The sequence below is a fragment of the Streptomyces sp. NPDC048275 genome, from assembly GCF_040652275.1.
Taxonomy (GTDB): Bacteria; Actinomycetota; Actinomycetes; order Streptomycetales; family Streptomycetaceae; genus Streptomyces.
Genome location: NZ_JBEZLR010000056.1, coordinates 1 through 25,542, shown reverse-complemented (window position 1 = coordinate 25,542; position 25,542 = coordinate 1). Strand labels below are relative to the sequence as shown.

General features: G+C 68.1%; 21 protein-coding genes and 4 pseudogenes. 14 read left to right on the top strand and 11 right to left on the bottom strand.

The window, feature by feature from the left end:
- Positions 1 to 118: 118 nt before the first annotated feature.
- Complete coding sequence (locus tag AB0D57_RS28575) at positions 119 to 1,141, bottom strand: LacI family DNA-binding transcriptional regulator (protein ID WP_362078999.1); 1,023 nt, start codon at positions 1,139 to 1,141, stop codon at positions 119 to 121.
- A gap of 149 nt (positions 1,142 to 1,290) precedes the next feature.
- Here AB0D57_RS28575 and AB0D57_RS28570 point away from each other — a divergent pair, with 149 nt between their 5' ends.
- Both AB0D57_RS28570 and AB0D57_RS28565 read left to right on the top strand, forming a co-directional pair.
- Entirely contained in the window at positions 1,291 to 1,857 is a 567-nt protein-coding gene (locus AB0D57_RS28570) for a PadR family transcriptional regulator (protein ID WP_362078995.1), read from the top strand.
- A 79-nt stretch (positions 1,858 to 1,936) separates the two neighbouring features.
- Positions 1,937 to 3,655 (top strand): acyl-CoA dehydrogenase family protein, encoded by a 1,719-nt coding sequence (locus AB0D57_RS28565; protein WP_362078992.1) that lies wholly within the window; start codon positions 1,937 to 1,939, stop codon positions 3,653 to 3,655.
- A 541-nt stretch (positions 3,656 to 4,196) separates the two neighbouring features.
- Here AB0D57_RS28565 and AB0D57_RS28560 read toward each other — a convergent pair.
- From AB0D57_RS28560 to AB0D57_RS28550, 3 genes are all read right to left on the bottom strand, one after another.
- Positions 4,197 to 5,102, bottom strand: coding sequence for a geranyl diphosphate 2-C-methyltransferase (locus AB0D57_RS28560; RefSeq protein ID WP_362078989.1), 906 nt, complete (start codon positions 5,100 to 5,102; stop codon positions 4,197 to 4,199).
- A gap of 4 nt (positions 5,103 to 5,106) precedes the next feature.
- Positions 5,107 to 6,417: a family 2 encapsulin nanocompartment cargo protein terpene cyclase gene (locus AB0D57_RS28555; protein ID WP_362078986.1), complete on the bottom strand. Its 1,311-nt coding sequence runs from the start codon at positions 6,415 to 6,417 to the stop codon at positions 5,107 to 5,109.
- Positions 6,418 to 6,520: 103 nt separating this feature from the next.
- Positions 6,521 to 7,933, bottom strand: a complete 1,413-nt coding sequence (locus tag AB0D57_RS28550) for a family 2B encapsulin nanocompartment shell protein (RefSeq protein WP_362078982.1) — start codon at positions 7,931 to 7,933, stop codon at positions 6,521 to 6,523.
- 886 nt (positions 7,934 to 8,819) lie between these two features.
- On the opposite strand from AB0D57_RS28550, the pseudogene AB0D57_RS28545 reads away from it, so the two are divergent.
- Positions 8,820 to 9,038, top strand: a pseudogene (locus AB0D57_RS28545) (iron-siderophore ABC transporter substrate-binding protein); the annotation flags it as partial.
- 384 nt (positions 9,039 to 9,422) lie between these two features.
- On the opposite strand, the gene AB0D57_RS28540 reads toward AB0D57_RS28545, so the two are convergent.
- The gene (locus tag AB0D57_RS28540) at positions 9,423 to 9,584 is read right to left on the bottom strand and encodes a transposase (protein ID WP_362078979.1); all 162 of its coding nucleotides are present in this window, start codon (positions 9,582 to 9,584) and stop codon (positions 9,423 to 9,425) included.
- Positions 9,585 to 10,660: 1,076 nt separating this feature from the next.
- Here AB0D57_RS28540 and AB0D57_RS28535 point away from each other — a divergent pair.
- On the top strand, positions 10,661 to 11,119 hold the full coding sequence (locus AB0D57_RS28535) for a MarR family transcriptional regulator (protein WP_362078976.1): 459 nt from the start codon (positions 10,661 to 10,663) through the stop codon (positions 11,117 to 11,119).
- A 21-nt stretch (positions 11,120 to 11,140) separates the two neighbouring features.
- On the opposite strand, the gene AB0D57_RS28530 is transcribed toward AB0D57_RS28535, so the two are convergent.
- Positions 11,141 to 11,668 (bottom strand): hypothetical protein, encoded by a 528-nt coding sequence (locus tag AB0D57_RS28530; protein WP_362078973.1) that lies wholly within the window; start codon positions 11,666 to 11,668, stop codon positions 11,141 to 11,143.
- A 538-nt stretch (positions 11,669 to 12,206) separates the two neighbouring features.
- Between AB0D57_RS28530 and AB0D57_RS28525 the strand changes: the two genes are divergently transcribed.
- The 5 genes and pseudogenes from AB0D57_RS28525 (at position 12,207) to AB0D57_RS28505 (ending at position 17,140) form a co-directional block, all read left to right on the top strand.
- The gene (locus AB0D57_RS28525; protein ID WP_362078970.1) at positions 12,207 to 13,568 is read left to right on the top strand and encodes a DUF3533 domain-containing protein; all 1,362 of its coding nucleotides are present in this window, start codon (positions 12,207 to 12,209) and stop codon (positions 13,566 to 13,568) included.
- 269 nt (positions 13,569 to 13,837) lie between these two features.
- Positions 13,838 to 14,797 (top strand): annotated as a pseudogene (locus AB0D57_RS28520) (IS3 family transposase); the annotation flags it as partial.
- Between the two features lie 362 nt (positions 14,798 to 15,159).
- Positions 15,160 to 15,981, top strand: coding sequence for a hypothetical protein (locus tag AB0D57_RS28515; protein WP_362078967.1), 822 nt, complete (start codon positions 15,160 to 15,162; stop codon positions 15,979 to 15,981).
- A 135-nt stretch (positions 15,982 to 16,116) separates the two neighbouring features.
- A complete protein-coding gene (locus AB0D57_RS28510) occupies positions 16,117 to 16,395 on the top strand; it encodes a hypothetical protein (protein ID WP_362078964.1) in 279 nt (92 codons plus the stop codon).
- Between the two features lie 22 nt (positions 16,396 to 16,417).
- Entirely contained in the window at positions 16,418 to 17,140 is a 723-nt protein-coding gene (locus AB0D57_RS28505; protein ID WP_362078961.1) for a hypothetical protein, read from the top strand.
- A gap of 411 nt (positions 17,141 to 17,551) precedes the next feature.
- On the opposite strand, the gene AB0D57_RS28500 is transcribed toward AB0D57_RS28505, so the two are convergent.
- The 4 genes and pseudogenes from AB0D57_RS28500 to AB0D57_RS28485 form a co-directional block, all read right to left on the bottom strand.
- Positions 17,552 to 18,262 carry a hypothetical protein gene (locus AB0D57_RS28500; protein ID WP_362078958.1) on the bottom strand — a complete coding sequence of 237 codons (711 nt, stop codon included), beginning with the start codon at positions 18,260 to 18,262 and terminating at the stop codon, positions 17,552 to 17,554.
- A gap of 148 nt (positions 18,263 to 18,410) precedes the next feature.
- Positions 18,411 to 19,373, bottom strand: coding sequence for an alpha/beta hydrolase (locus AB0D57_RS28495; RefSeq protein ID WP_362078955.1), 963 nt, complete (start codon positions 19,371 to 19,373; stop codon positions 18,411 to 18,413).
- 124 nt (positions 19,374 to 19,497) lie between these two features.
- Positions 19,498 to 19,710 (bottom strand): annotated as a pseudogene (locus AB0D57_RS28490) (molybdopterin dinucleotide binding domain-containing protein); the annotation flags it as partial.
- 532 nt (positions 19,711 to 20,242) lie between these two features.
- Positions 20,243 to 21,178, bottom strand: coding sequence for a zinc-binding dehydrogenase (locus tag AB0D57_RS28485; RefSeq protein WP_362078952.1), 936 nt, complete (start codon positions 21,176 to 21,178; stop codon positions 20,243 to 20,245).
- Positions 21,179 to 21,260: 82 nt separating this feature from the next.
- Between AB0D57_RS28485 and AB0D57_RS28480 the strand changes: the two genes are divergently transcribed.
- From AB0D57_RS28480 to AB0D57_RS28470, 3 genes and pseudogenes are all read left to right on the top strand, one after another.
- The gene (locus tag AB0D57_RS28480) at positions 21,261 to 21,734 is read left to right on the top strand and encodes a MarR family winged helix-turn-helix transcriptional regulator (protein WP_362078949.1); all 474 of its coding nucleotides are present in this window, start codon (positions 21,261 to 21,263) and stop codon (positions 21,732 to 21,734) included.
- An 81-nt stretch (positions 21,735 to 21,815) separates the two neighbouring features.
- Positions 21,816 to 22,354: pseudogene (locus AB0D57_RS28475) on the top strand (DUF317 domain-containing protein); the annotation flags it as partial.
- A gap of 314 nt (positions 22,355 to 22,668) precedes the next feature.
- Positions 22,669 to 23,079 carry a hypothetical protein gene (locus AB0D57_RS28470; RefSeq protein ID WP_362078946.1) on the top strand — a complete coding sequence of 137 codons (411 nt, stop codon included), beginning with the start codon at positions 22,669 to 22,671 and terminating at the stop codon, positions 23,077 to 23,079.
- A 399-nt stretch (positions 23,080 to 23,478) separates the two neighbouring features.
- On the opposite strand, the gene AB0D57_RS28465 is transcribed toward AB0D57_RS28470, so the two are convergent.
- Complete coding sequence (locus AB0D57_RS28465; RefSeq protein ID WP_362078943.1) at positions 23,479 to 24,699, bottom strand: metallophosphoesterase; 1,221 nt, start codon at positions 24,697 to 24,699, stop codon at positions 23,479 to 23,481.
- Positions 24,700 to 24,888: 189 nt separating this feature from the next.
- On the opposite strand from AB0D57_RS28465, the gene AB0D57_RS28460 reads away from it, so the two are divergent.
- Positions 24,889 to 25,113 carry a hypothetical protein gene (locus AB0D57_RS28460; RefSeq protein WP_362078940.1) on the top strand — a complete coding sequence of 75 codons (225 nt, stop codon included), beginning with the start codon at positions 24,889 to 24,891 and terminating at the stop codon, positions 25,111 to 25,113.
- Complete coding sequence (locus AB0D57_RS28455) at positions 25,110 to 25,448, top strand: IS3 family transposase (protein ID WP_362078937.1); 339 nt, start codon at positions 25,110 to 25,112, stop codon at positions 25,446 to 25,448. Before AB0D57_RS28460 ends, AB0D57_RS28455 begins: the two co-directional genes overlap by 4 nt.
- Positions 25,449 to 25,542: the final 94 nt, after the last annotated feature.

Genomic DNA, 25,542 nt, shown 5'->3' with positions numbered 1-25,542 from the left:
CTTCAACGCGACCAAACGCGGTCTCCTGTGGAATAACGTTATTGCACACGATCCCGGTGCCCCTCCGTGAGAGCCCGGCCTGCGCCGTACCCCTGGACCGCGCCGTAACCCGGGATGGTCAGGTGCGTACCTCGCCGGAGCCGCGGACCTTCATGGTGACCGGGACGATCACGCTCTGTACCGGGCGGGCGGGGTCGGCGATGCGGGCGCGGAGCAGTTCCACGGCTGTCCGGCCGATCGTGGAGGTCTCCCGGGCGACCACGGTGAGGGCGGGTTGCAGGAGGTCGGCGAGAGGGACCTCGTCGAAGCCGACCATGGCCAGCCGCGAGGCCGCCTGCGGACCGAGGTGCCGCAGCACGGTGAGTGTGGTGTCCATATTGCCGGTGACCAGGGCGGTTGCCGGGTCCGGGCCGCGCAGTGCCGTGTCGAGCGCCGCGCTCACACGCTCGGGGGTGATCTCGCCGGGGTGCACCAGGCCTTCGGCCGCCTCGCCGTGGGCGCGCAGGGCCGCGCGGAAGGCCGCGGCGCGCTCCCGGCCGGAGAAGACGCGCTCGCTGTCGCCGATGTAGGCGATACGGCGGTGTCCGTGCTGGTGGAGGTGGTGGAAGGCTATGCCGATGCCGGAGGCGTTGTCGGACATGACGCAGTCCACGGAGATCCCGCTCATCGGGCGGTCCATGGCCACCAGCGGCACGCCCGCGTCCAGTTCGGGCTGGAGGTAGGCGGGGTTCTCGCCGAACGGTTCGACGATGATGCCGTCGAGGCGTTGCCGACACATGGAGACCAGGATGTCGCGCTCCCTGGCCTCGTCGAAGTCCGTGGAGGCGGCCAGGAGGGTCAGGCCCGCGTCCCGGGCCGTTCGTTCGATGGCGGCCAGTTCGGGGTTGACCTCGGCGATGCGGCGGACGGCGGCGCCGATGGTTTTGGTGACGCCGGTGCGCAGTTGCCGGGTCCGTTCGTCGGGGCGGTAGTTCAGCGCGGCGATCGCGGCCTCGACCTTGGCGGCGTACTCCGGCCCCTCCGTGGGGTCGTTGTTGACCACCCGTGAGACGGTGCGCAGGGCCACCCCGGCCTCGCGCGCGACGTCGACCATCGTCGGGCGCTTGGGCCGTCCCCCGTTCTCACGCGGTGCTCGCGTCATCCGGCAGCTCCTCCTCGAAACATCGGACCGATAGAGGCTGATCCACTTCGGCGCGGTGAGCGAGCCGTCCGCCGCCGCACCGCGTGAGCCCTGTCTCACCAGGGCAGCGCCCCTTGGCCATGCAACGAGTTGCATATGAGGATCGGGGGATGGCGCTCGAGCACGCGATCCTCGTCTCCCTGCTGGAGAAGCCGGGCTCCGGCTATGAGTTGGCCCGGCGGTTCGAACGGTCCATCGGATACTTCTGGACCGCCACGCACCAGCAGATCTACCGCGTTCTCAAGCGCATGGAGAGCGATGGCCTGCTCGCCGTCCGCGGGTTGCCGCAGCGGAGTCGGCCGGACAAGAAGGAGTACTCCGTCGTAGGCCCCGGCCGCGCTGCCCTCTCTCAGTGGCTGCACGAACCGATCGAACCCGAGAGCATCCGGCACGACCTCGCCGTGAAGATCCGCGGCGCGGCCTTCGACGACCCGTCCGTGCTGATCCGTGAGGTCGAACGGCACCGTCAGGTGCACAGCGACCGGCTCGCGCACTATCTAGCCGGGGAGCTGCGTGACTTCACCGGACCGGCGGCCCCCACCCTGCTCGACGCCGGTCAGGAGCTGCAGCATGTCGTGCTGCGCGGTGGCATCGCCTACGAGCGGATGACGATCGCCTGGCTCGACGACGTACTCGCCACCCTCCGCCGGCTCGGCACGCCACACCCGGATACCTGAGCTGCCGGCACCCGCCGCCCGCGCTCCGCACCCTTCATTTCCGCACCCTTCACCCTCAACCCTCGGAAGGCGGACCTCCATGGCCGACTCCCTCCTGTTCAACCCGCGCACGTACGACCCGGCGCAGTTCGACCCTGAGACCCGCAGGTTGCTGCGTGCCACCGTCGACTGGTTCGAGGACCGCGGCAAGCGCAGGCTCATCGAGGACTACCGTTCCCGCGCCTGGCTGGCCGACTTCCTCGCGTTCGCCGCCAAGGAAGGGCTGTTCGCCACCTTCCTCACCCCGGCGTCCGCCGCCGGCCACAAGGACCAGCGCTGGGACACGGCGCGGATCGCCGCCCTCAACGAGATCTTCGGGTTCTACGGTCTCGACTACTGGTACGCATGGCAGGTGACCATCCTCGGTCTCGGACCGGTCTGGCAGAGCGACAACACCTCGGCCCGCACCCGCGCGGCGGAACTCCTCGCACAGGGTGAGGTGTTCGCCTTCGGCCTCTCCGAGAAGACCCATGGCGCCGACATCTACTCCACCGACATGCTGCTGACGCCGGACGGCAACGGCGCCTTCAGGGCGGAGGGTTCCAAGTACTACATCGGCAACGGCAATGCCGCCGGGCTCGTCTCGGTCTTCGGCCGACGCACCGACATCGAGGGCCCGGACGGCTACGTCTTCTTCGCCGCCGACAGCCGCCACCCGGCCTATCACCTCGTGAAGAACGTCGTCGACTCCTCGAAGTATGTCAGCGAGTTCCGCCTCGAGGACTACCCCGTAGGCCCGGACGACGTCCTGCACACGGGCCGCGCCGCCTTCGACGCCGCCCTCAACACCGTCAACGTCGGCAAGTTCAATCTCTGCACCGCCTCGATCGGCATCTGCGAGCACGCGATGTACGAGGCGGTCACCCACGCGCACAACCGCATCCTGTACGGCCGCCCCGTCACCGCCTTCCCGCACGTGCGCCGCGAGCTGGCCGACGCGTACGTCCGCCTCGTCGGCATGAAGCTGTTCAGCGACCGCGCCGTCGACTACTTCCGCTCCGCCTCTCCGGATGACCGCCGCTATCTGTTGTTCAATCCGATGACGAAGATGAAGGTGACCACGGAGGGCGAGAAGGTCATCGACCTGATGTGGGACGTGATCGCCGCCAAGGGCTTCGAGAAGGACACCTACTTCGCACAGGCCGCCGTCGAGATCCGGGGGCTGCCCAAGCTCGAGGGCACGGTCCACGTCAACCTCGCGCTGATCCTCAAGTTCATGCGCAACCACCTCCTGAACCCGGCCGAGTTCGCGCCTGTGCCGACCCGCCTCGACGCGGCCGACGACACGTTCCTCTTCGAGCAGGGACCGGCCCGTGGCCTTGGCTCCGTGCGCTTCCACGACTGGCGCCCCGCCTACGGCGCATACGCCGGAGTGCCGAACGTCGCCCGCTTCAGGGAGCAGGCCGACGCCCTGTGCGAGTTCGTCACCACCGCGGCCCCCGACGAGGAGCAGAGCCGCGACCTCGATCTTCTTCTCGCCGTCGGCCAGTTGTTCGCGCTGGTGGTGCACGGCCAGCTGATCCTGGAGCAGGCCCGCCTGACGGACCTTGACGAGGACGTGCTCGACGAGTTGTTCTCCGTCCTCGTCCGCGACTTCTCCGCCTTCGCCGTAGAACTGCATGGCAAGGACTCCGCCACTGCGGATCAGCAGAGCTGGGCGCTCGGTGCGGTCCGGCGTCCCGTCGTCGACGAAGCGCGTTCGAAGCGCGTCTGGGAGCGTGTCGAGGCACTGTCCGGGGCGTACGAGATGACGCCCTGACAGCACCCCCAGGGGGCTTGGGGGGCTTGTCGACACGTGACGATCATGGTCCCCGGGAGCAGTGACGCCCGTACCGTGGCCTCCGCGCGACCTGCCGCGCGGGGGCCACGGTAGGTGGTGCCGACTTCGCCACGTACCCGCCGTCGCCATCGCCTTGGTGGGCGCCGTCGGGGTCACGCCGGTCGGCTCGGCAGCGCACGGCAGATGCGGTACCGGCCCGTCGGGACCGACCGTTCAGGACGCCATGGCGATGGCTCCCTCACGGGTCAACCCCTGCCCGGCAGCGATCCGGTGCGAGTTCCCGCAGTCTGCTCGTCCTCGTACGGCGGGGACTGGTGCTCGGCGCGGGGGATGAAGTAATCGGCGTCCTTCGGCCGATGGGCTCCCGGGCGTGGACGCGGCGCCGGCTCGAGATGGGGGATGTGCTTTCCAGTGCCTGGTCCGGAGATGGACCGCAGCTGCTGCTCGCCCACCTTCGACGCCGCATGGACATGGGGAGGGCCCGTTCCGTCGGGGGCGGGCCCACCCGGTCAGCAGGAGGTCAGACGCGGTCAGCTGCGATGAGGAGGTACTGGAAGGAGCCGTCCTTGTAAGAGTTGATGAACGCGTCCTCAATTCCCGTGACCAGCGAAGACGTGGCCCGCAGCTCCCAGTAGGGCAGGGTGTCGGGGGTGAGATCGAGGACGGCCTGCGGAACGAGGCGATTGTCGGCCATGGCGCGTAGGTACTCCCGGCGCGAGTGGATGTTGCACTCGAAGTGCGCGTTGATCTGGGAGACCCACTTCGAGGGCTGGCCGTACCGCGGGTTCCAGCAGCCGGTGATGATCACGTAGCGACCGCCGACCGCGAGGATGCGGGAGTGTTCGGCGAAGAGGTCGTGCAGGTCGACGTACATGCTTGACTCGTTGTTCCACGAGGCCGCGGCACGCCCAGTCTCGAAGGGCGTGGCGAGCATGTTGCAGACGCGGGCGCGGACGTGGTTCTGGATGCGGAGTTCGTCCGCACGCCGGTTGGCGAAGTCGGCCTGCTTGGCCGACAGCGTGACTCCTTCGACCCTGCATCCGAAGCGCTGGTGCGCCATCACCATCGAGCCGCCGCGGCCGCAACCGGCGTCCACCAGGGTGTCGTCTCGCCCGATGTCACCGAGGTGCCCCAGCAAGAATTCGGCCTGCACCGACTCCAGTCGGTGGAGCTCGGCGATCAGCTTCTGCTCGCTCTCGCTCTCGCTGTCCTCGGCGTCGCCGAGTGCGGCGTGGTCGACTTCACCGATGCCGTAGTGGTGGTGGTAGAGACCGTCGACATCGCCGAGACGCAGGTTCACGGGCCTGGCCTCCCCGTCCCAGTAGCGGGCGATGTCCCCCTGGTAGGGCGTGGCCGGGCCGGGGATGCGCAGAGGGGTGCCGGTGGTGGGGGCGGTGAGTTCGGTGCTGGTCACAGATGAGTCCATTCTCTTACCAGAAGTCGGGCAGGCTGTAGCGATAGGTGTTGGTCCGGTGCCAGTCGTGGTTGCCGTCGACCCATGCGGCCACGCCCCGCAGGAAGCGCTGCACGCTCGGGAGGGGCACGGCGGCGGCCAGGGCCGCGGCTTCGGTCTCGAAGTCGTGCATGAGGTCGTTGTGGACCTCGACCGACTTCAGATAGGCGTCCCGGTCGGAGAGGCCCTCACGTTCCGCGATCACGACCGGCAGGTTCAAGTGCCGACCGGGAGCGTTGAGTTCCTTTGTGTACGAGTACAGGTCGTTCACGAGGGTCGTCGCGTTCGCCGCGAGCACGATGACCTTCTGCATGGCCGGTTGGGCGTGCAGGTCCGCCGGCAGTTCGTAGCCGCCGACGGTGTCGGTGATGGTGGGGCAGGGGCGGAAGTTGTTGAACTGGCGCATCGCCAGGTACTCCCACACCTCAGGGACGTGGTCCATCTGGGCCCAGGCGGCCTCGGCCAGGTAACCCATGTGCAGCCGGGCCATGTCGTGCCGGAACCGGTCGGCCTGGGCGGGGCTGCTCGCTTGGACGAAGTACTCCATGGCGGAGCGGTAGGCACGCCGGGGCGCGTCCGCATGGAGCGATTTCGCCCATTGCGGCTGGTACTCCTCCGTCGTGTACAGGGGGTCGAGGGCGGTGTGCGCCAGCAGAAGACGTTCACCGAGGCCGATGGGTGAGCCCCCGTGGTCCTCGCAGTAGCAGTCGTCCACCGCGTTCTCGGCCACCATCAGCCGTGTGGCGATCATCAAGTGGTCGATGGTGGGCGCGTCTGGGTGGCAGCCGACCATGTAGCGGCCCACGGAGAAGCCGTCGAACTCCTTCTCCCAGTCCTCGGGGTACAGGGCGACCTCGTCCAACGCCCAGGACTTGATCCTGCGGCTGATCTCCTCGACCCGTACCGGATCGGGCTCGGGCACTGGGTGGTGGTAAAGGCCGGGGATCGGCCGGCCCTTCGCGGCAGCTGCCGGCGGCTCCGGAGGCGTCGGCGGCTTCTCCCGCAGGATCAGGCGCAGGCCCGCTGTGCCAAGGCCGCTGGGGCCACGCAGGATCCGTTCCAGGTCGGCGCTCGGTGCCTGCACCTCGAGTGCCGGGGCGTCGAGCGGAGGCGGGGCGGGCGCGGACATCGCGGGCGGGGTGGGCAGGGAAGGCACGCAGGGTGGTCCGCCGGTGGCGGCCTTGATGTCGCAGGCGCGGGCCGCGGCGTCAGCGAGTACGTGCGCCCCGAAGTGGGAAACGGCCTCCGGAAGGCTCGACTGCGGAGGTGTCGGCTCAGGCGCGGGCATCCATGGCTCCTTGGGGGTAGGCGGCTGTTCCGGGGCCCTTCGGGCATGCGCGACCGACCCGGAGGGTCCGGGGTGCCGCACCATGTCTTCCGGGCCGAGCCCGCTACTTGGGCCAGCGGGCGATCTGCACGTTCTCCAGCACGCCTACCGCGTCCGGCACGAGGATGGCGGCGGAGTAATAGGTGCTGACGAGGTAGGAGGTGATCGCCTTCTCGTCGACGCCCATGAAACGGACCGACAGACCCGGTTCGTACTCGTCCGGCAGACCGGTCTGACGCAGACCGATGACCCCCTGGTTCTCCTCGCCGGTACGCATGATGAGGATCGAGCTGGTCGTCTCCTTGGTGATGGGGATCTTGTTGCACGGGAGGATCGGGACCCCGCGCCAGGCCGGGACCTGCTGGCCGCCGAGGTCGACGTGGTCCGGATAGAGCCCGCGCGCGTTGAACTCACGCCCGATCGCCGCGATCGTCCGGGGATGCGCGAGGTAGAACTTCGACCCGCGACGGCGGCAGAGCAGCTCGTCCATGTCGTCAGGCGTCGGCGGGCCGGAGTGCGTCTGGATGCGCTGCTTGAAGTCGGCGTTGTGGAGCAGACCGAACTCCCGGTTGTTGATGAGCTCGTGCTCCTGGCGTTCGCGCAAAGCCTCGATGGTGAGCCTGAGTTGCTCCTTGGTCTGGTTCATCGGCCCGTTGTAGAGGTCGGCGACCCTCGTGTGGATCCGCAGAATGGTCTGGGCGACCGAGAGTTCGTACTCGCGCGGTTTCAGTTCGTAGTCGACGAACGCGCCGGGCAACTCGTGCTCGCCGGAGTGGCCGGCCGACATCGCGATCTCCGCCTCGCCGCGATGGTTCTGCCGCCGGCGCGAAAGCGATGTGAACTCTTCGAGGTGGTCCCGGAGACTCGGCGCTGTGGCCAGCACGGCCGCGAAGTCGGCGCGCGACAGGGTGAGCAGTGTGCCCGAGGTCTCGGCGACGGCGGTCTGCTCCCAGCGGGCGTCCTCGTCCAGCAGGGCGTTCTCTCCGAACCGGTCGCCATCGGCGAGTACGTCCAGGGCGACCTCGTCGCCGTACCCGCCGACGGAGGTCTGGCTGATACGGCCGTGGGCGATCAGGTGGAGCTGGTCCGCGGGCGTCCCGCGCTCGACCAGCGTCTCGCCGGTCCGGAAGTCGCGTTGCACGCACCGCTCGGCGATGGCAGTCAGCACCTCCATGTCGTCGAAGCCTCGCAGCAGCGCCAGTTCACCGAGCTCACGGGGGATCACCCGGACGTCGGCGCCGTCCTGGACGAACTCCACGCTCCCGTCACCGACGGTGTAGGTCAGGCGACGGTTCACCCGGTAGGCCCCGCCCTTGGTCTCCACCCAGGGGAGCATCCGCAGCAGCCAGCGAGAGGTGATCTCCTGCATCTGCGGGGCGGACTTGGTCGTGGTGGCGAGGTTGCGGGCAGCCGCCGTGCCCAGGCTGGATTGCCGGGGCGGCTCCAGTCGTGCCTCTGGGCTCGAGTCAACAGTCATCGGGGGAGCGCTCCTTGGGCAGGGCGACAGCGCGCAGGTATGGACGCGACCGGGCAACAGGAGGGAAAGGGGGTATACAAACGGGAATCCGTCTAGATCCAGAGAAATGCTAATGGCCACCTCGCCCGCTGGGCCAAGGGAAGTCTTCGACATTAACTCGATGCGATGATCATGCCTGCGCGATGTTTGCCTGGGCACCGACGGAATTCAGCCCCAATTGCGTCGCGTTCCAACGAGCGGCAGTTTGGGCTCCCGCGGTGCGGGGCGACGAGTCGTGGGAGCGCTGAAGTGCCGTACAACCAGGCCGTCGTTGGCGTTCGGGCCCGTGAGGTGGTCATGCCGACTCCGAAGGCCGTTCCGGGTTTGACCGAGACTCCAGGTTGTGACTGTGGCCTGGGGTTTCGTGGTTTGACGGTAGTAGTTGGTCCCGTATTCGGCGGGTGGGATGTGCCCTGTCCCGCCGTGCAGCCGACGATGGCAGTACCAGTCGACAGCGGGCAGGGAGGCACGGTGGCACCGCGACTGGGTGGCGAGAGTGACAAGTTCGGCAACCGCTACGGGGGAGCCTGGACGATCAGACATGCTGTGTACGTGCTGCTGGGCTCGGGCACGTCGCTCTGCGTGGAGCCGGGTGGGCCGTTGGGCGACGGAGTCGAGTTCGTCTACAGACATGACCACGGGACGGAGGTGCACCAGGTCACGCGGCAGATCCGCAACGGTAGAGTGGTCGGCCGTCTTTACGGGCTTGTCCTCGCCCTCGGTGGACGCTGCGGGGCCGCATGCGGCCGGGGACCTCGTCGAGCAGTCAGGGCCCGCATGTTCACCGAGTCGACCGCGCACCTTGACCAGTCCAGCTCGGTGTCGGTGTCGAAGGAGAACCTCCAGAATGCTGGACGCCGACCTCATCGTCATGGCACCCATCGGCATCGAGGCGTCCAAGATCTCGGCCGACGCGCTCTACGCGTCACTCCCCGCGGTGAAGAAGGGCCACTCCGTCGTCTTCGACGACCACGCGATCAGCCAGGCCTTCGCCACCACCTCCGTGCTGTCTGTGGGCTACGCCATCGACAAGGTCGTGCCGATGTTCGCGGGCGCCCTGAAGTGACGCGGGCCGCCCTCAGAAGGCGTACCGCACGCGCTGATCAGAGCGCATGCGCCCTGGTCAGCACCCCGAGCCGGTAGGAGACGTCGAGCGCAGGGTTTCGCGGCGCCCCAGGGTTTGTTGATGGAGGTCGGCAGCTTCGGCGAACCGGCCGGTTCCGGTGAACGCTCGGGCGAGTTCGTATCGGTCGGCCAGCGCCTCCGGCGCCGTCTGATCCCGTGTGGCGGCGGCAGCCGCTTCGCCGAGGGAACGGGGGGCGCGTAGTCGCCGCGGGCGTAGCTCTGGACGCGCAGCCCGCGGACGAAGGCCGTCGGCCTCGTGGACCCGACTGCGTAACGCGTCGTGGATACGCTCGACGGGGCCGTCGTCGTGGCACCAGGTGAAGTATCAGTACGCGGTTGGCCACGGCGTGAAGTCCTTCGGTAGTTGCCTCCAGGCGCACTCGGTCCGCACCACGTAGAAGATCGCGTCCACGATTCGCCGCCGCGGGTGCCTCTCCCGACGGCCTTCCTTCGGCCCTACTCGGGGTGCGGGTGAGAACCGTGTCACCGATCCTGCTGGGCAATTCCGTTGCGGGTTGTTTGCGATGCTCGTTGGCCGTGCAGCGGTCGTGCTCTTCCGTCTGCGGCCGCGGGGTGGGGTGTGGGGTGTCGATGCGGGCGCGGCCGTGGCCGCAGGTGCCGAAAACGACCGGACGGGCAGCGCGGGCCGCGGCGGCGAGGGGACCTTGCCGTTGGCGATGAGGGTCCGCAGCGCACCCCACGCGCACGCCGCGCTGAAGCGACGAGTTCGCAGTGGTGTACACGATGCGTCGAAGGACGGCTTGGCCTACCGACGAAGACCTGGCGTCGGCGAAGTCTTGCGCGCCGGTCCGGCGGAGGTAGTGGCAGTGGCGGGCGACGGCCTGGTGGCGCCGTCTCCATCTCGACCAGTTCATCGCGTGAACGCGTAGGTGGTGTGGGAAAGTTGGTCTTGTCCGGCAAGTTGCCAGGAGTCTGCGGACCTCTGCCACAGTGAAGGCTGCGAGGCGGGCCGTGTCGTTTCTTCGGCCCCCCTCGACTGCCGCGGCGGCCATGGCGGCGAGGAAGGCATGGGTGAGCATGGCCAGGGTGATGTGCCGATACCAGCCGATGTAGCGGCGTACCGCGTACTCCTCCAGGCCGGACGCGTTCCTCGCCGCCTGGAAACACTCCTCTATCGCCCAGCGGGACCCGGCAATGCGGACCAGCTCGGCGACGGTGATGCCGGTCGGCCCGTAGGCCAGGTAGAAGGCCACCTCGTTGGGCCTTTTGATGCTGCGGCGGGCCAGCATCCAGCGCCGGTGGGCGGGCTCCTCCCCGTCGAAGAAGTCGATGACCGGCAGCTGGGCTGCGGCCCAGTCGAATACGCGCGGACCCTTGCTCCGGCACCGCACGACAGGCGCTGCCAGGCGTCATCCGGAGCCTCGGCGATCAGCTGGTCCATGCGCCAGATCCCGGCCTCAAGTTCAGCCGCCCACGGCCCAGTTCCAAGATCCTCGATCACGCTCGGACCCTGCCCGCCATCAGGTCACTACACTCAAAATCAGACCCCTGACCAGCAGGAATAGCGAACCGCTGCTGGAGTACTAGAAGTACCCTGATGAGGTGAGCGAGCTTCCCAGCCAGGAACACCCCGTGCAGCTGATCCGAGTGATCTGGACGCTGCACCGGGTTCTGAACCAGCGACAGTCGCCTCCCATCGGCGAATCAAGACGTCCGCTCGCCCAGGTCGAAGTGCTGCGCCTGGTCGAGAGCCAGCCGGGCATCAGCGTCCGCGAGGTGGCCACGACGCTGCGCATGCAGCCCAACAACGTCAGCACACTGGTCACTCAGCTCACCCGTGACGGCTACATCGAACGCCGTACCAACCCCCAGGACAAGCGCTATGTGGAGCTGCATCCCACAGGCAAGATGCACACGGCGATCAACGAGGTGAACGAAAGCCTCAACGAGGCCATCACCGAGGTCCTGGAGCAGTTGTCGCCAGAGGCGTCCCAGCGCATCATCGCCGCGATCCCCGACCTGTGGGAACTCGCCCAGACGCTCGCCCGTCCACAGAAGTGAGGGCGCGTCAGGGCATCGGTGTCATGACGCGGGCGGAGCCCGGTAGTAGCGCGCGGCTCCGATGTGCAGGGGAATGGGGGTCCGGCCCATGGCGGCGGGGTCGACGGGACGGGTGACCGGGCCGCGCTCCGGGTCCAGGTGGTGGCACTGCCCCTCAAGCGCGTGCCGCGTCTCCCCCAGAATCCACGCGACGGCGTAGGCGACGTCGTTGGCGAGATCGGCGCGGGTGAGCACCAGGAAGTCGGAGAAGTCGAGGGTGCGGAAGGCGGCACGGCCGGGGAAACAGCCGTCCTCCACGGTCGCCGCCGGCCGGCAGAAGTCCTCGTAGAGACCGGTCAGGACGTCCTCCTCGATCTCGAGGATGTTCAGGTCACGGCCGATCTCCTGCCAGTGCGGCAGCATGACCGCCTCCTGGACTATGGCGTTCGCCCGGCCTTCCTTCACCTGGGCCAGCGACTCGAACGGCCGCTCGTTCTCCAGCAGTTCGCCGCCCCATCCGACGACGTCGACCCCCGACCGGGTCAACACCTCGTGCGCGGCCAGGCCCACGTGGTGTTCACCGTTGTTGAAGGACGTGGCGAGCCGCAGCGCCGGCCTGTGCTCGCGCAGTTCGGCGAAGGTGGTGATTCCGAGGTCCTTGTGGCGGCGGGGGCGGCCAGGGCCACCTGTGCCTCACCCCTGTCCACGGCCCGGACGGCATCGCTGTGGCCGCGGCTGTTCCAGGTGGCGATCCGGGTGTGCGGCCCACAGCGGTCCGCCGGCTCCTGGGCGATCCATCCGCAGACCCGATGCAGGTCGGCCGTGCCCCAGTCACCGCGCAGATGCAACGTCAGAGAGCGCTCGATCCTGGGCTCGGCAGGCCGGACCGCGGGGGCGGCGGATGAATTCATCCTGAAACAGAGGACGTTCGTCCTGCTCCGCGGTTCACATCGAGGGCGTGCGACCTGGATTCCAGAGGTAAATATACAGATATACCTCTATAGATAGATTCACCCACGGGAAGGCCTGCCATCGAGCCAGTGTTGCTATCTAGTGCTAGAGCTATAGTTTTAGACTCATCAGTGATCACGACATCAGGAACCGAGACATGCCTTCCACTCCCACAGACCACCCGGCGAACGTCACCGCCGTTCGCCTGCTACGCACACCCAAGCTGTGGCTCCCGCCGGCAGTGCTGCTCACGGTCGCTCTCACCCTCATCACGCTGCTCTTCAACGGCAGCATCGCGAATCCCGGCGGCGACCTGCGGGACGCCCCCATCGGTCTGGTCAGCCTGGACAAGGGGGCCGCCAGGGGACAGGCCCCGCCGGTGAACATCGGCCACAAGGTCGTGGAGGGCATAGCCGCACGACCGCAGAAGCCCCACACGCAGGTGGAGTGGAAGACGTACACCTCCCTGGAGGACGTGAAGAAGGCGATCGGGCGGAACGAGTTGTTCTCGGCGGTCGTCCTGCCGAAGGACTACAGCGCCAAGATGCTGAGCCTCATGGGCCGTCACCCCGAGAAGCCCGTGGTCACGGTCCTGACCAACCACGGTTCGGGAGCCATGGCCGCCTCGATCGGCGAGAAGATCGCCACGAACTCGGTCCTGGCCGCGTCCTCGGGCGCCGCCGAGGTGGCCCTGCAGCAGAGGCAGAAGGCCGGAGCCGAAGTGCGCGCCGCCAATCAGGTCCTGCTGAAGGACCCCGTCACCGTCGCCACGGCGCCGGGAGCCCCCCTGGGTGAGCGCACCGGGATGGGCATGACCGCGTTCTTCTACGCGATCCTGCTGATGCTCTCCGGCTTCCTCGGAGCGAACCTCCTGCACGCGGCGCTCGACGGCGGCCTCGGTTACACCCCGAGCGAATTCGGGCCCAAGCGACACGTCGTCGCTCCCCAGCACATCAACCGACGCCAGACCCTGCTGGCCAAGTGCCTGATCATGGTCGGCGTCGCCCCGATCCTGTCCGCCACGATCCTGGCGATGTCCACGTGGGCCCTCCATCTCGACCTGCCGAATTCGCTGCTGCTGTGGCTGTTCAGCAGTGCGGCGATCGCAGCGGTGGGAATCGGCGCCCTGGCCATGCTGGCCGTGCTGGGCGGTCCTGGCGTCCTCATCGGCGTGATCTTCTTCATCGCGGCCTCCATCCCCACCTCGGGCGGCGCGATCCCGCTGAACGCGATGCCCCCGTTCTGGCGGTTCCTCGCCATGTTCGAACCACAGCGAGCTTTCACCGACGGTGTCCGCGCCATCATCTACTTCGACGGGCAGACCGCCGCGGGACTCGACCGCGCCTGGACCACGATCGGCATCGGAACCCTGATCGCCCTCATCGTCGGCTTCGGCATGACCTGGCTCTACGACCACAAGGGCTGGCACCGCATCCACCCGCACGCCCTCACCCGGCTGCGGCACTTCCTCCACCGCGAGCACGAAGCGGCGCACGCCGAAGCCACGGCGACCGCGTAACCGCACCACCACAGTCTCCCGTGCCGCATGGAGCACGGGACGGCCGCCAGGAGCAGGGGACGGCATCACCGGCGGCCGCATCCGGCCCTCGCGAGGGCCGGCGGGCGGCGCAGCCACGGAGACGACCTCCGGCTGCGCCGCCCTCGGCGTCCCGGCGACTTCCGGACGACGTGGGAGAAGACCGAGAAGGTGCACAGGGCGGGTGAGGCTGATCCTCTGGAGTGGACACCCTGACAAGGGATCTTGATGGTCCAGGGAGGGATGTCCAGGTGGGACGCAAGTCTCCGTATCCGGAGGAGTTCAGGAAGGACGCGGTCGCGCTCTATCGTGCCGCGGGCGGCAAGCGCACATACGCGGCGATGGCGGCGGACCTCGGCATCACCGCCGAGTCGCTTTCGGACGTGGGTCCGCAAGGAAAACGAGTCGCAGTCACTTATCGGGCGCCGCGCGGCCGGTGGGAGTCCGGCTGAGGAACTGGCCCGGTTGCGGGCGCAGTACGCCCGGCTGCTGAAGGCGGAGAAGGAGTGGCAGCTGGAGCGCGAGATCCTGCGCCGGGCAGCCGCCTATTTCGCTCGGGAGGTGAAGTGAGCTCCCACCGCTGGGACTTCGTCTCCGAGAATCGCGCCGCCTTCGGCGTGAAGCGGATCTGCCGGGTCCTGGGCGTCTCCCGCTCCGGCTACTACCAGCACCGAGCCACTGCAGACGCCCGCGCCGAGCGAGCCGTTGAGGAAGAGCGAACGGTGTCGGAGATCCGACAGATCCATGCCGATCACCAGGGCGCCTGTGGCGCCCCGCGCGTCCATGCCGAACTCCGCTCCCGCGGGCGAAAGATCAACCGCAAGCGCGTGAGCAGACTGATGAGGATCAACCGCACCGTCGGACGGCACCTGCGGCGCAAGAAGCGTACGACCATTCAGGACAAGACGGTCCCGCCTGTGCCTGACCTGGTGATGCGTGACTTCACGGCGGACATGCTCGACACCAAGTGGTGCGGCGACATGACGTACGTCGCCGTCGGCTCGGCCTGGCTGTAGCTCGCCACGGTCATCGACATCTACTCGCGGCGCGTGATCGGCTGGTCGATCGCGGACCACATGCGCACCTCGCTGGTCACCGACGCGATCGAAATGGCGGTGGCTGCCCGCGGCGGCCTGGTCCACGGCGTCGTCTTTCACACGGACAGGGGCGCGCAATATGGATCGGCCGCCTTCGCCGAGGTCTGCCGTCGGCTACCTCACGCCAGCCGAATACGAACGGCAATTGATCACGTCACCTACGCTGTCACTCGTCGCGTGAGACCCGGTGTCCACCCCCGGGGATCAACCTCACCGCGACGGCCGCACCGGCGATCTGAGCAAGCCCCAGATCTTGACAATCGGCCGCGGCGAACTCAACGTGGCCGCACATCTGTTGAACAGCATCGGTCCGAATCGAGAAGCGGGCCAATGCCATGCAACCAACGGATACGGCGCGCGGATGCGTCGTCCAGCGGTCACGACCCGGACACATCTGCGCAGGAGTGTCACACAGGCTGCACACGCCCCTTCGGAAGCCTCGCTACCGTTGCTCGCGGCTCGCTCCCCAGTGCGCAATGAACACAGGAAGACTGCAGATGGACTACTGCTACACGTGCCGTCGGCATCTCAACGGCGCCCTTGTATGCCCCGGGTGTGGCGCCTACGCCCCGGGCATCGCTCCCCTCGCCGACGGAACGCCCGCGACGGGCGCGGCATCGCGGCAAGCCCCGTCCCACCTGTGGCACGACGCGAATCCCGGCGCCGAGGAATTCAGCGAGGCACTGCAGGAGCACCCGTACAACGGCCCGGACTCCCCCTTCCCCGCGCCGATGGGCCGGGCGGCACGGCGTCACCAGCGGGAACGCTGGAAGAAGACCCAGCGCAGGGCCCTGGTGGCCACCGCGGTCGCCCTGGTCGGCGGCGGCCTGACCGTCTCCTCGATAGACCGACAGTCCACAGATCGAACGCAGGCAGCATCCGCGCCCGCCAGGGAGGCCACGGGGATCGCGGAGGAGCAGGCCACGGAGCCCACTCCGGCCTCGTCGACGATGGCCGAGACGCACCGGTCCCAGCACACGTCGTCCGCTACCCGCTCCTCCACGACGAACGCACCGCACGAGCAGGCCGCCGCCACACCCCAGGCCACGCCGACGACCCAGGCGATCCAGCAGGCCGGCGTCACCACTCCACTGACGACGGCGACGTCCTCTGTCGAGCCGCAGGCCGCCTCCACGGTGTCCGATGCCACGGACACCGCTACGGAGACGACGGCCTCGCCCACGCCCTCGGCCACCGACAGCACCGGCACCTCGTCGGCGACCACCTCACCGTCCGAGTCCTCCTCGTCGTCCTCGTCCTCAGGGCTCTGCCTGCTCGGGCTGGTGTGCATCAGCTGATCCCGCGCACCTCGGTGGACCCCGTAATCGCTGACCGAGTACAAGGGGCAGACCCAGAACGTCGTCTACGCCGCCCAGAGCCAGGCCGAAGACGAGGCGATCCGGGACAGGTTCATCGGCAACAAACAGGTCCGCGTGATCTGGCCGGACCGCGCGTTCGACACGCACCGTGTCCAGCCTCTCGTCCGCAAGACCGACGGCGAGACCATCCGGATCACTCCCGGCGAGGCTCTCGAGAAGGCACCCACCGTGCCCGATTCCACGTCCAAGTCGGGCAGGGGCGGGAAGCTCGGTAAGCTCCTGGGCGGTCTGGGACTCCTCGGCGACGTGTACTTGGTCTGGGACGCGACGCGATCGTGGCAGCGGGGCTACGACGGCTGGGTCGTGTCCTGCGACCCGGCGCCGACGGCGTGACGAAGAGGTCGAGGAAAGGGCCATGGCGAAAGAGCGAGTGACCGTATGCGTCCCTCGTTGTGCTCCGGGGGACGTCCCCCGGGCCGTCGGTGCGGCCATGGCGCCGTACGACTACAACCGCGACGCCGGACCCGGCGTACCAGACGTCGAGACCTGGTGGGACTACTGGCAGATCGACGGCGGGGGCTGCGAGTTCCCGGTCGTCCCGGGGCACGAGGCGGACCCGCGCCTCATCCGTGGGTCCGAAACCATCTCCGGAGAGCCGCGCAACGTTCCGCCCTCGCTCTGCGACGGCGGGCCGCGTGCGCTCCTGGACCTCGAAAGGCCCCGCGCGCAGGCAGCCGCCAAGGCGCGCCGGGCCTTCGAAGCCTGGCAGACGTTCGCCTCCGTGTACCCGCCCGCACGAGCCATGAACGACTTCTGGGCCAGGCACGTCGCCGACCCCCAGGGCTATCCGCAGACACAGGCCCTGGAGGACTTCCGCACGCAGCCGGTCATCACGGCGCTCCTGGACCACCCGGAACTGGAGGACCTCGTGGGCGGCGACCCGGTCGCCCGTTTCGGCGACGACCTCGACACCCTGGTACGCGAAGCCGCGGATGATGCCCTGCCCGGGCACGCCCTGCTGACCCTGGACGGACGCTGGTTCACCATCGCGGGTACCGAGCGACGCCGCTACTTCAACGAGTACCTCGACGCACTTCCGGCCGACGCGTACGTCGTCCGTGTGCTGTACCACGGGTGAGGCCGGCGCCCGCTATGCAGATGTCCCGGAAGAGACCGGGCGGTCCCGTGACCTGCCGCGATGGGTAGTTGCGCCTCGCTGACCCGTGCAGATGGTCTTACGGCTGTTTCACGGTCATGCCCGTTGATGCGGCCGGGCCCTCCGCCTGGTAGACGGCGGGCCCGATCGCTAGCTACTTCCTGCGATTCCAGAAGTTCTCCCACCACTTCACGCGATCCGACGAACTGCGCGGCATCACAGCACGGACCAGCCCAATCAGAAGGGCGAGCGTCAGCAGACCGACAACGGCCTGCCATGGAGTGTCGGGTGGCAGGAAGCCGACCACAGACATTTTGGATCTCCAAGGTACTCCCGAACCTGAACAGCGACAGCACTATTCGAAGCCCCTCCCCAGGGGCGTACACGGGCGGTTCAGGCAGCCAATGTGACAAGGGGAGTGCCCAGCGGTTGCGGTGCCCGCGGGACCGAGGTTGCAGCGAGTCGAAGCACCCCACAGGGGGCCGATTCGGTGACCGACATCTCGCAGCTGATGCCATCGCCGCCGACATCACACAGCTCATCTAGACGTGCAGCCACGAGGAGTTGGAGAGCCGCGAACCGCGCCTCCTCGGCGGCGATCTCCTCCGTCGAAGGCAGTGCGTCGAAGCGTGCCCAGAGGGCGACGAGCCCAGTCGGCGCCCCGGCTGGGACATCCCACACGATCTCGTCATGTGCGGGCGGAGCAGTGATCGAGGGTAGACGCGTGTCCTCCTCGACTGAGGCAAGCAGACGCCGAGTCAGCTCGGCGGAGTCGTAGCTCTCCCGCGCTTCCCTGGCGAACTCAAGGACCCGATCCAGGCGCAGAGTCTGATGGATCAGCCAGGCCATGGTCATCGATTTGCCTGAGCCGGTTGTATACCAGACGATGCCCTGCGACTCCGGCCTCCTCCGCGCGGCGACGGGGGAACTCCCCTCAGGCATGTCGGAGCGCCAGTACCGCTTGAGCTCGACCATCAAGAGACGATCGTGGTCCCGCACGACGTAGTCCGGTACGAAATGGTCCGGTCCAGCGGGTGTACGGGTTGGCCGCGCGCGTCCGAAGGCATCGCGGCGAACCGCGCCTTCTGCTGCTCGATCGAACACGCTGACACTGTACTGGCTGGGCAGTCCGAAGGACGCGGGTCGCTAACAGAGATCGGTGGGATCGTAAGGGGGGCGCGGGGTGCACCCGACGGAGAACGTCCGTGGCCCGCCCGGAACCTGGCATATGCGACGATTCGGCAGGCCGGGCTCAGGCACAGGCCCGGAGGAATTCGATGAGCGCCGCATTCACCTCGTCCGGGCGTTCCTGCTGAGTCCAGTGCCCGCAGCCGGCCAGTTTGAGGGGCTTGCGCCACAGGTTGGGCATGAGGTCGGGGAGGCGCTCGATGAGTTCGGGTGTGCCGGGGAACACCGGGACCACGTCGCGGTCGCCGTAGATGTACAGGGCGGGCGGGGTGACGACGGCGCCGTGCCACGGAGCGGTCAGTTCCCAGTTGCGGTCGAGGTTGCGGTACCAGTTGAGAGCCCCGGTGAAGCCCTGGGAAAAGCTCTCGGTGAGTGCGTCGAGATCGTCCTCGGTGAACCACTCCGGCAGCGCCTCGGGGTCTGGCATGGCCGCGAGCCAGCCCCGCTCGGGGTCGACCAGCGGCTGCTTGCCCTCGCGGGCGCCCGGAGCGTCACTGGAGGCCGAATAGAAGAACTTCCGCAACGCGGTGCGGGTGTCCTTGGCGAACTCGGCGTCGGCGACACCGGGGCGGTTGAAGTAGTTCCAGTAGAAACGGCCTTCGAACCTCTTCTCCATGGCGGCCAGCGGAGGCTGTGTCCCTCGGAAGGGGGGTGGCACGCTCAGGCCGGCCACCCCGAGCACCATGTCCGGTCGCAGCAGCGCGGTGTGCCAGGCGACCGGCGCCCCCCAGTCGTGCCCGACGACGTACGCCTTCTCCTCGCCCAGGGCCTGGACCAGTCCGACGACATCGCCGACCAGGTGGAGGATGGTGTACGCGTCGACGTCGTCGGGATGGTCACTGCGCCCGTATCCACGCTGGTCGGGAGCGACCACTCGGAAGCCCGCATCGGCGAGAGGGCCGAACTGGTGGTGCCAGGAGTGCCATGACTCGGGGAAGCCGTGCAGGAGGACCACCAGGGGGCCCTCGCCTTGCTCGGCGATGTGCAGCCGAACGCCGTTCACGTCAACCATGCGATGCTCAACCATGTGCATGAGCGTACGTGCCGTGATCTTCGCGTTGGGGCGGCGACACTGGGCCTACCGGGAGCCCCCCTCGTTCGTCCGACTCTCTGAACCCGGTCTGGGCCGCACGGGGCGGCCCAGACCGGGACGGGGCGGCTGTCTTGGCGAGGGTGACGGCGCAGACCTTGAACTCGGGCTGGCAGTAGATCGGGTCGACGGCGTCGTTGGTGACGGCGTTGATGTTGAGGTCCTCGCCGAACAGGTCATTCCAGTGGAAAGGGGCGAAGCAAGCGCCGGGCTGGATCCGGTCGGTGACGACAGTGGGAAGGACGTCACGCCCGCGACGCGAGGCGACCTCCAGGTTCGGTGAACTCGGCGACGAACGCCTCGTCGGTGTGGCCGTTCGTGACCAGCGGGTGCAGCAGGTGCAGCAGACATTCAACGGCTCTTCCCGTGGTCTGAACGTCACCAGGGCCGAGGCCGGTTGGGGACGGGCCGTCGGTCGGCCGATCCCCCGGCTGACCGGCCGTCGCGGCAACTGCTACCGGCGCAGCCCCAGCGCTTCCCGGCCGGCGTGGCGGGCCTGGGAGCTACGGCACCTCGCCGCGTTGGCTGCACGTGGTTGTTGAGCGCGTGCCGTATCAGTTGCTGACCTTGATCAGCGGCGCGGCCAGCGCACTCGGGGGAGTTATGTGGTTCGGCGGATGATGACACTTCCGCGAGCGAGAATGAGTGGGAGTCCGCCAGCTGCAATGCGACCAGGAAACTGCGGTGTCTCGCCGCGATGTTGGATCCGGCATCCATCCGACATCGACCGTGAGATTCCGACACATCTGCGGGGATTTTCCTGGCCGCAGCAGCCACCCCGTTTCCGATGCGGGTCAGCTTCACAGTCAGGGCAGCAGGACGACCTTGCCGAGGTTGGCACGGGCTTCGATGATCTCGTGCGCTCGTGCCGCATCAGCCAGCGGAATTTGGGCATGGACGACCGGCTGCAACTGCCCGGACAGGGTCAGCTTCCACAGCTCCTCGCCATGCTGGTCATAGAGTTCGCGGTGAGTGCCGACAAACCTCGCCATGGTGAGCCCGGTGATGGTTTTCGATCCTGCCAGGAGGTCGAAGGCGGGAACGGTGCCGCCGCCCGAGTTGAAGAAGACGAGTCGCCCGCCGGGCGCAAGGGCGGAGACGGCGCGTGGGAGTAGATCTCCGCCGACTCCGTCCAGGACGACGTCGACTGGCTCCCCCCAGTGCTCGCTGTCGTAGGTCACGATCTCGTCGGCGCCCAGACCGCGGAGGAACTCTGCCTTGGTGCGCGAGCTCACGGCCGCGACGACCCGTCCAATCCCCTGAAGCTTGGCCAGTTGAACCGCGAGATGCCCGACTCCGCTCGCGGCGCCCGTGATCAGGACCGACTCGCTCACGAGGGGGCGGGCCGTAGCGAGGGCGGCGAGGGCGACGTGTCCGCTGCGCACCAGCGCGACGGCCTGAATGGCGCTCGCTCCGTCCGGTATGCGGCTCGCCATGAAGCCGGGGGCGATTGCCAGCTCGGAATACGAACCGCTGAAAGTGAGCGACGTGATGCGGTCGCCGACCTCGAAATCCGTCACGTCCGGGCCGAGGGTGATCACTGTTCCTGCGACCTCGCCTCCCAGGACTCCCGGTAGCGGTGTCCTGCCTCCTTCTCCGCGGACCTTTCGCACGGAGGGAAGGGTCACGCCGATAGCTTCCGTGTGAACCAGTAGTTCTCCAGGGCCGGGCTTGGGGGCCTCCGCGTCTTCGACGCGGAGCACTTCCGGACCGCCGTACTCATAGAAGCGAACCCGCCGCATGCACACCTCCAGGTCATTGGGAAGCCCAACGGTAGTGAGAGGTCGCAGGGAACCCCAATGATTTTCTGGTTAACCTGGCCCTATGTCCGAGACCACCCGCGCTCCCGCCCGTATCCGCTCCCTCCCCAGCTGGCTCCTGGGTCGCGCAGCAGCTCGGGGGCACCAGCTCGTCGCCGAGGCGCTCGCTCAGGTAGGCATGCGGATGATGCACCATGCCGTCCTGGCGGCTGTCGCCGAACTGGGACCCGTATCGCAGGCCGAGCTGGGCCGCAGCCTGGGCATCGATCCCAAGGACATGGTCGCGATCCTCAACGACCTCCAGAACGACGGCCTCGTGACCCGCGCTCCGGACGCCAAGGACCGTCGCAAGAACGCCATAACCCTTTCACCTAGCGGAAGACGTCGCCTGCTTCAGACGGAGAAACTGGGCCATGAAGCGAACGATGAGCTGACCGCCGTCCTCACGCCTGCCGAGCGAACTCAGCTCATGAGTCTCCTCGCGCGCATAGTCCAGCAGGAGGAGCCCTGCGCCGAATCCGGCCCCGGTGGCAAATAGCGGCTCGTCACACACCTGGGAAGACAGCAAGGCAGCCCATCCCACCCCAGGTCAAAAAGCCTCAGCACCGTGTCCCGCTGAGCCCAGTGGAGCCTGGCGGACGAACCGTTCCACCTGGGGGACCTGCCGATCGCCTGGCAGATCTCCGCCCGCGCGGACACGAGCGGCCCGCTCGCTCAGTGGTCGGCCTACTTCACCCCCGACGTCCCCGGCGAGGCCGTGGCCGACTTCCTCGTCGCCCTCGACCAACCCGCCCTGCCGCTCGTCGGCTCCGAGTTGGTCCTCGACGCCATCGCCGCACATGGATGGCTCCGTTGACATCGACCGGCCCCAAGCGGCTTCGACGGACCCGACGTTCACCTCGCACATCAGCCTCGGCGAGGTGCCGCCCCCTCATTCAGGACGCCGACCCACGTGCCCTGACCGCCGAGGCCGACGAGGCGGGACCGGCCGGATGGCAGGCATGGGCCGAGCCGGCGTTCGGCGCACCGTGCCTGTGGGCGGTGTCCTTCGGCGCCAGCGTCCCGCACGGCCTCGTGGCCGCCTTCGCCGCCTCCCTCAGCTCGACAGCACCGGCCCTGCGCCGGGTGCTGCCCGAGGCCGCCCGGGAGCGACTGCTGGCGGGTGCCGGCCTAGTGTTCGGCGGCGCTCCTCAAAGCGACGTAAGTAGCCCGGTCTTCCCGAATGGGAGGCCGGGCTTCTGGCTTTTCCCTCTGGGGCTCGGACGGTCCATCAAGCCGGAGGAGAACGAGACCCGGGCCGAGCACAAGGGGCCGGGTCTACGCGGCATAGGCGATCACCTCCGGACCCGGCCCGGGAAGTGGGGTGAAGTGGGGACCGCTCGACGTAGCGGTGGGCGCTGCTCGCGTGGTGTTGCCAACGTCTCAAGTGACGCAATGTGGCAACGCTTTGGCGTAGCGGTGCCGCTCGACATGTGGTGATCGACGAGCCGTTGAAGCCGGGCGAAGTCGCGAAGGTCGACGACTACGACCACGCCGACGAGTACACCGTCTGGCCCGCGAGCGACGCGGCGGTGGAGCTGGAACGCGAGCGGTGGGCGATCTTCGCCAGATGGAACGAGCGCCATGAGACAGGAACGGTGGGGCCGGAGACCCATCCGGGCCAGGGTGACCCTGCTTTTCTCCGGCACGCCGGGATCTCGTTGTGGTTCTACTCCGGAGTGGACTCGGCCGAATGTGCCCGCCGCGCTGGCCAGAGCATCGAGGTTCTCTTCCGCCACTATGCCAAGTTCCTCGACGGCCTTCGAGAGCAGGCGAACCGCCTCATCGAGCAGTCCATGAACGAGTGGCAGCGCGTCAGCCACGGTGAAGCACCCGAGGGCTGAATCGGGGGTTTGGTCCGTGACTGGTCCGGAAGCACTGGTCAGGAGAGGTACAGCTGTAGGAGGAATTGGGAGTCAGCGCGCAAAACGGGCTCGGTCGAGAGCGGGCTGAGCGAAAGGCGCCTGACGGGTGAAAACCCAGGTCAGGCGCCTTTTTCCATGCGTTAGAAGAAGCCCAGCTTCTTCGGCGAGTACGACACCAGGAGGTTCTTCGTCTGCTGGTGGTACAGGCGTCACGCGTCGCTGACCTGCGTAGAACGTGGCCACGTGTGGCTCGTTAGAGCCGTCGGCCCGGGAATGGTCCGCATCTTGTCCTCGGCGAGACGAGCCTGGTCATCCGCCAACGCCGCGCTCCTCGGCTCGTGGACGGCTCCAAGGGGATGCGTCGGCCCCCGTCCAGTGCTACGGCGAGGTGGGCAGGTGCGGGGAGCGGAGCACGAGCAGGGTGATCTCGCTGGGGGCGAAGACGCGGAACGGCGGGCCCCAGAAGCCGGTGCCGCGGCTGGTGTAGAGGAGGGTGCGGGGGCCGTGGTGGCTGAGGCCGGCGAGGGCGGGCTGGTCGATGCGGACCAGGTGGTGGAAGGGCCAGATCTGGCCGCCGTGGGTGTGGCCGGAGAGTTGGAGGTCGATGCCCTCGGCTGTTGCCCGGTCGATGAACTTGGGCTGGTGTGCCAAGAGCAGGACGGGTAGGTCGGGGTCGGCGCCGTTCAAGGCTCCGGCGAGGTGGGCGCGATGGCCGGCCAGGCCGGAGGACTCGGCGGTGACGTCATCCACGCCGGCGACCACGAGGGTGTCGCCTCCGCGTTCCAGCAGCAGATGGCAGTTGCGCAACGGTTCCCAGCCCAGCTCGTCCATCAGGTCGACCCAGCCCTGGGCCTCGCTGTAGTACTCGTGGTTGCCCGTGACGTAGACACGGGCCCGAGTCGCCTGCACGGTACCGAGTGGGACGGCCTGGGCGCGGCGGCGTTCGGCCGTGCCGTCCGCGATGTCGCCGGTGTGGCAGACCAGGTCGGCTTCCAGAGTGTTCACCGTCTCGCACACCCGTGCCGACCAGCGAGCGCGATCGAGCGGGCCGTAGTGGGTGTCTGTGATGAGGACGACGCGGATGCCGTCCAACCCGGCACCCAGCCGCGGGAGTTGCACGTCGAGTCGGCGCACGCGTGGCACGCGGCGGGCCTCGGCGTACCCCCAGGCGAGCAGTACGGCGGTTACGCCGAGGACGGCCCAAGTGACGATTCGGGCCCGGTCCTGACTCTCGCCGACACCGGCCACAGTCAGGGCGATCCGCAAGAGGACGCCGAACAGAACGGACCAGGTGAACAGAACCCAGCTGGTGCCCAGCAGGGTGTCACCGAAGATCGCCGCCCGGTCCTGCTGGCGCCGGCCGTGGCCGCGCACCATCGCGAGCGGCATACCGATGAGGCCGAGGGCGAACAGGGCGGTGCCGGCGAGCGTGACGGGCAGCGGCCAGTGCTGGCCGGTGTGCAGGAGCACCCAGCAGGGCACGGCCCACAGCAGGACGGGGGCGATCAGGGGGATGTAGCGCATCAGGCGGTGCAGTCGGCTCTGCCGCGGCGCTTGCGCTTCACTCTCGGCGGGTCGGGTGTTGCTGGTTTCGGTCACGCTTTCCCTCCCTGACCAGGCTGCCGTCTCGCGCACTGTATCCGGTCGTCCTCGGGCCGGCCGGACGGGCGTTCAAGGGTACGGCCCCTTGGGGCGAAGGGTTTTCTGCGGGATGGCAAGACCCCGCCGCAGACACCTCCCTTGGCGTGAGCCGCGATCAGGGCGCTACCGTCAACCGGGCGACCCTGCGTGAGTGGGGTGCTGCGGGACCGCGAACGCCGTGGCATCACCGCCGCGATTGCGAAGCCGGGCGCCCAGCCTCGGGAGGCGGTGCCGTCCGCTGAACCGGACGAGCGGGTGCGGCAGTTGGAGGCCCGGGTGGCCGAACTCGAGGCAAGTGAGCGCAAGCTCGCCACCGAGCGGGACATCCTCCGCAAGGCGGCCAAGTATTTCGCCGGAGAGACGAACTGGTGAGGAGCCGCTTCCAGTTCGTTGACGACCATCGCAACACCTACGAGGTGAAGCGGCTCTGCCACGTCCTGGACGTGAACCGGTCCAGCTACTACAAGTGGCTCGCCGGCGCCGAGGCCCGGGCCACCCGGCAGCGGGAGGACCGGATCCTGGCCGAGGAGATCCGCGAGGTCCACGGCGAGTCCGACGGCGCTTACGGCTCCCCGCGAGTGACGGCCGAGCTCCGCGAGAAAGGACGGCGGGTCAACGAGAAGCGGATCGCCCGGATCATGTCAGGAGGGCAATTTTGCGGTGCGGCGCAAAACCCGGTACCACGCCAAGTGAAAAGGCGAGGCTAAGGGCTTGCAGATCATTAACACGTCGTCTTGATCTTGTTGTGGGGCTCGCCTGTTTGGGCAAGGACTCGAGCCTGGAGGGCCGCGAGGGCGTCGG

What these genes read in the sequence shown, in the direction of transcription:
- AB0D57_RS28575 (WP_362078999.1), bottom strand. Translation starts at nt 1,141, where the DNA reads ATGACGCGAGCACCGCGTGAGAACGGGGGACGGCCCAAGCGCCCGACG.
- AB0D57_RS28570 (WP_362078995.1), top strand. Translation starts at nt 1,291, where the DNA reads ATGGCGCTCGAGCACGCGATCCTCGTCTCCCTGCTGGAGAAGCCGGGC.
- AB0D57_RS28565 (WP_362078992.1), top strand. Translation starts at nt 1,937, where the DNA reads ATGGCCGACTCCCTCCTGTTCAACCCGCGCACGTACGACCCGGCGCAG.
- AB0D57_RS28560 (WP_362078989.1), bottom strand. Translation starts at nt 5,102, where the DNA reads ATGGACTCATCTGTGACCAGCACCGAACTCACCGCCCCCACCACCGGC.
- AB0D57_RS28555 (WP_362078986.1), bottom strand. Translation starts at nt 6,417, where the DNA reads ATGCCCGCGCCTGAGCCGACACCTCCGCAGTCGAGCCTTCCGGAGGCC.
- AB0D57_RS28550 (WP_362078982.1), bottom strand. Translation starts at nt 7,933, where the DNA reads ATGACTGTTGACTCGAGCCCAGAGGCACGACTGGAGCCGCCCCGGCAA.
- AB0D57_RS28525 (WP_362078970.1), top strand. Translation starts at nt 12,207, where the DNA reads ATGCCTTCCACTCCCACAGACCACCCGGCGAACGTCACCGCCGTTCGC.
- AB0D57_RS28515 (WP_362078967.1), top strand. Translation starts at nt 15,160, where the DNA reads ATGAACACAGGAAGACTGCAGATGGACTACTGCTACACGTGCCGTCGG.
- AB0D57_RS28505 (WP_362078961.1), top strand. Translation starts at nt 16,418, where the DNA reads ATGGCGAAAGAGCGAGTGACCGTATGCGTCCCTCGTTGTGCTCCGGGG.
- AB0D57_RS28495 (WP_362078955.1), bottom strand. Translation starts at nt 19,373, where the DNA reads ATGGTTGAGCATCGCATGGTTGACGTGAACGGCGTTCGGCTGCACATC.
- AB0D57_RS28485 (WP_362078952.1), bottom strand. Translation starts at nt 21,178, where the DNA reads ATGCGGCGGGTTCGCTTCTATGAGTACGGCGGTCCGGAAGTGCTCCGC.
- AB0D57_RS28480 (WP_362078949.1), top strand. Translation starts at nt 21,261, where the DNA reads ATGTCCGAGACCACCCGCGCTCCCGCCCGTATCCGCTCCCTCCCCAGC.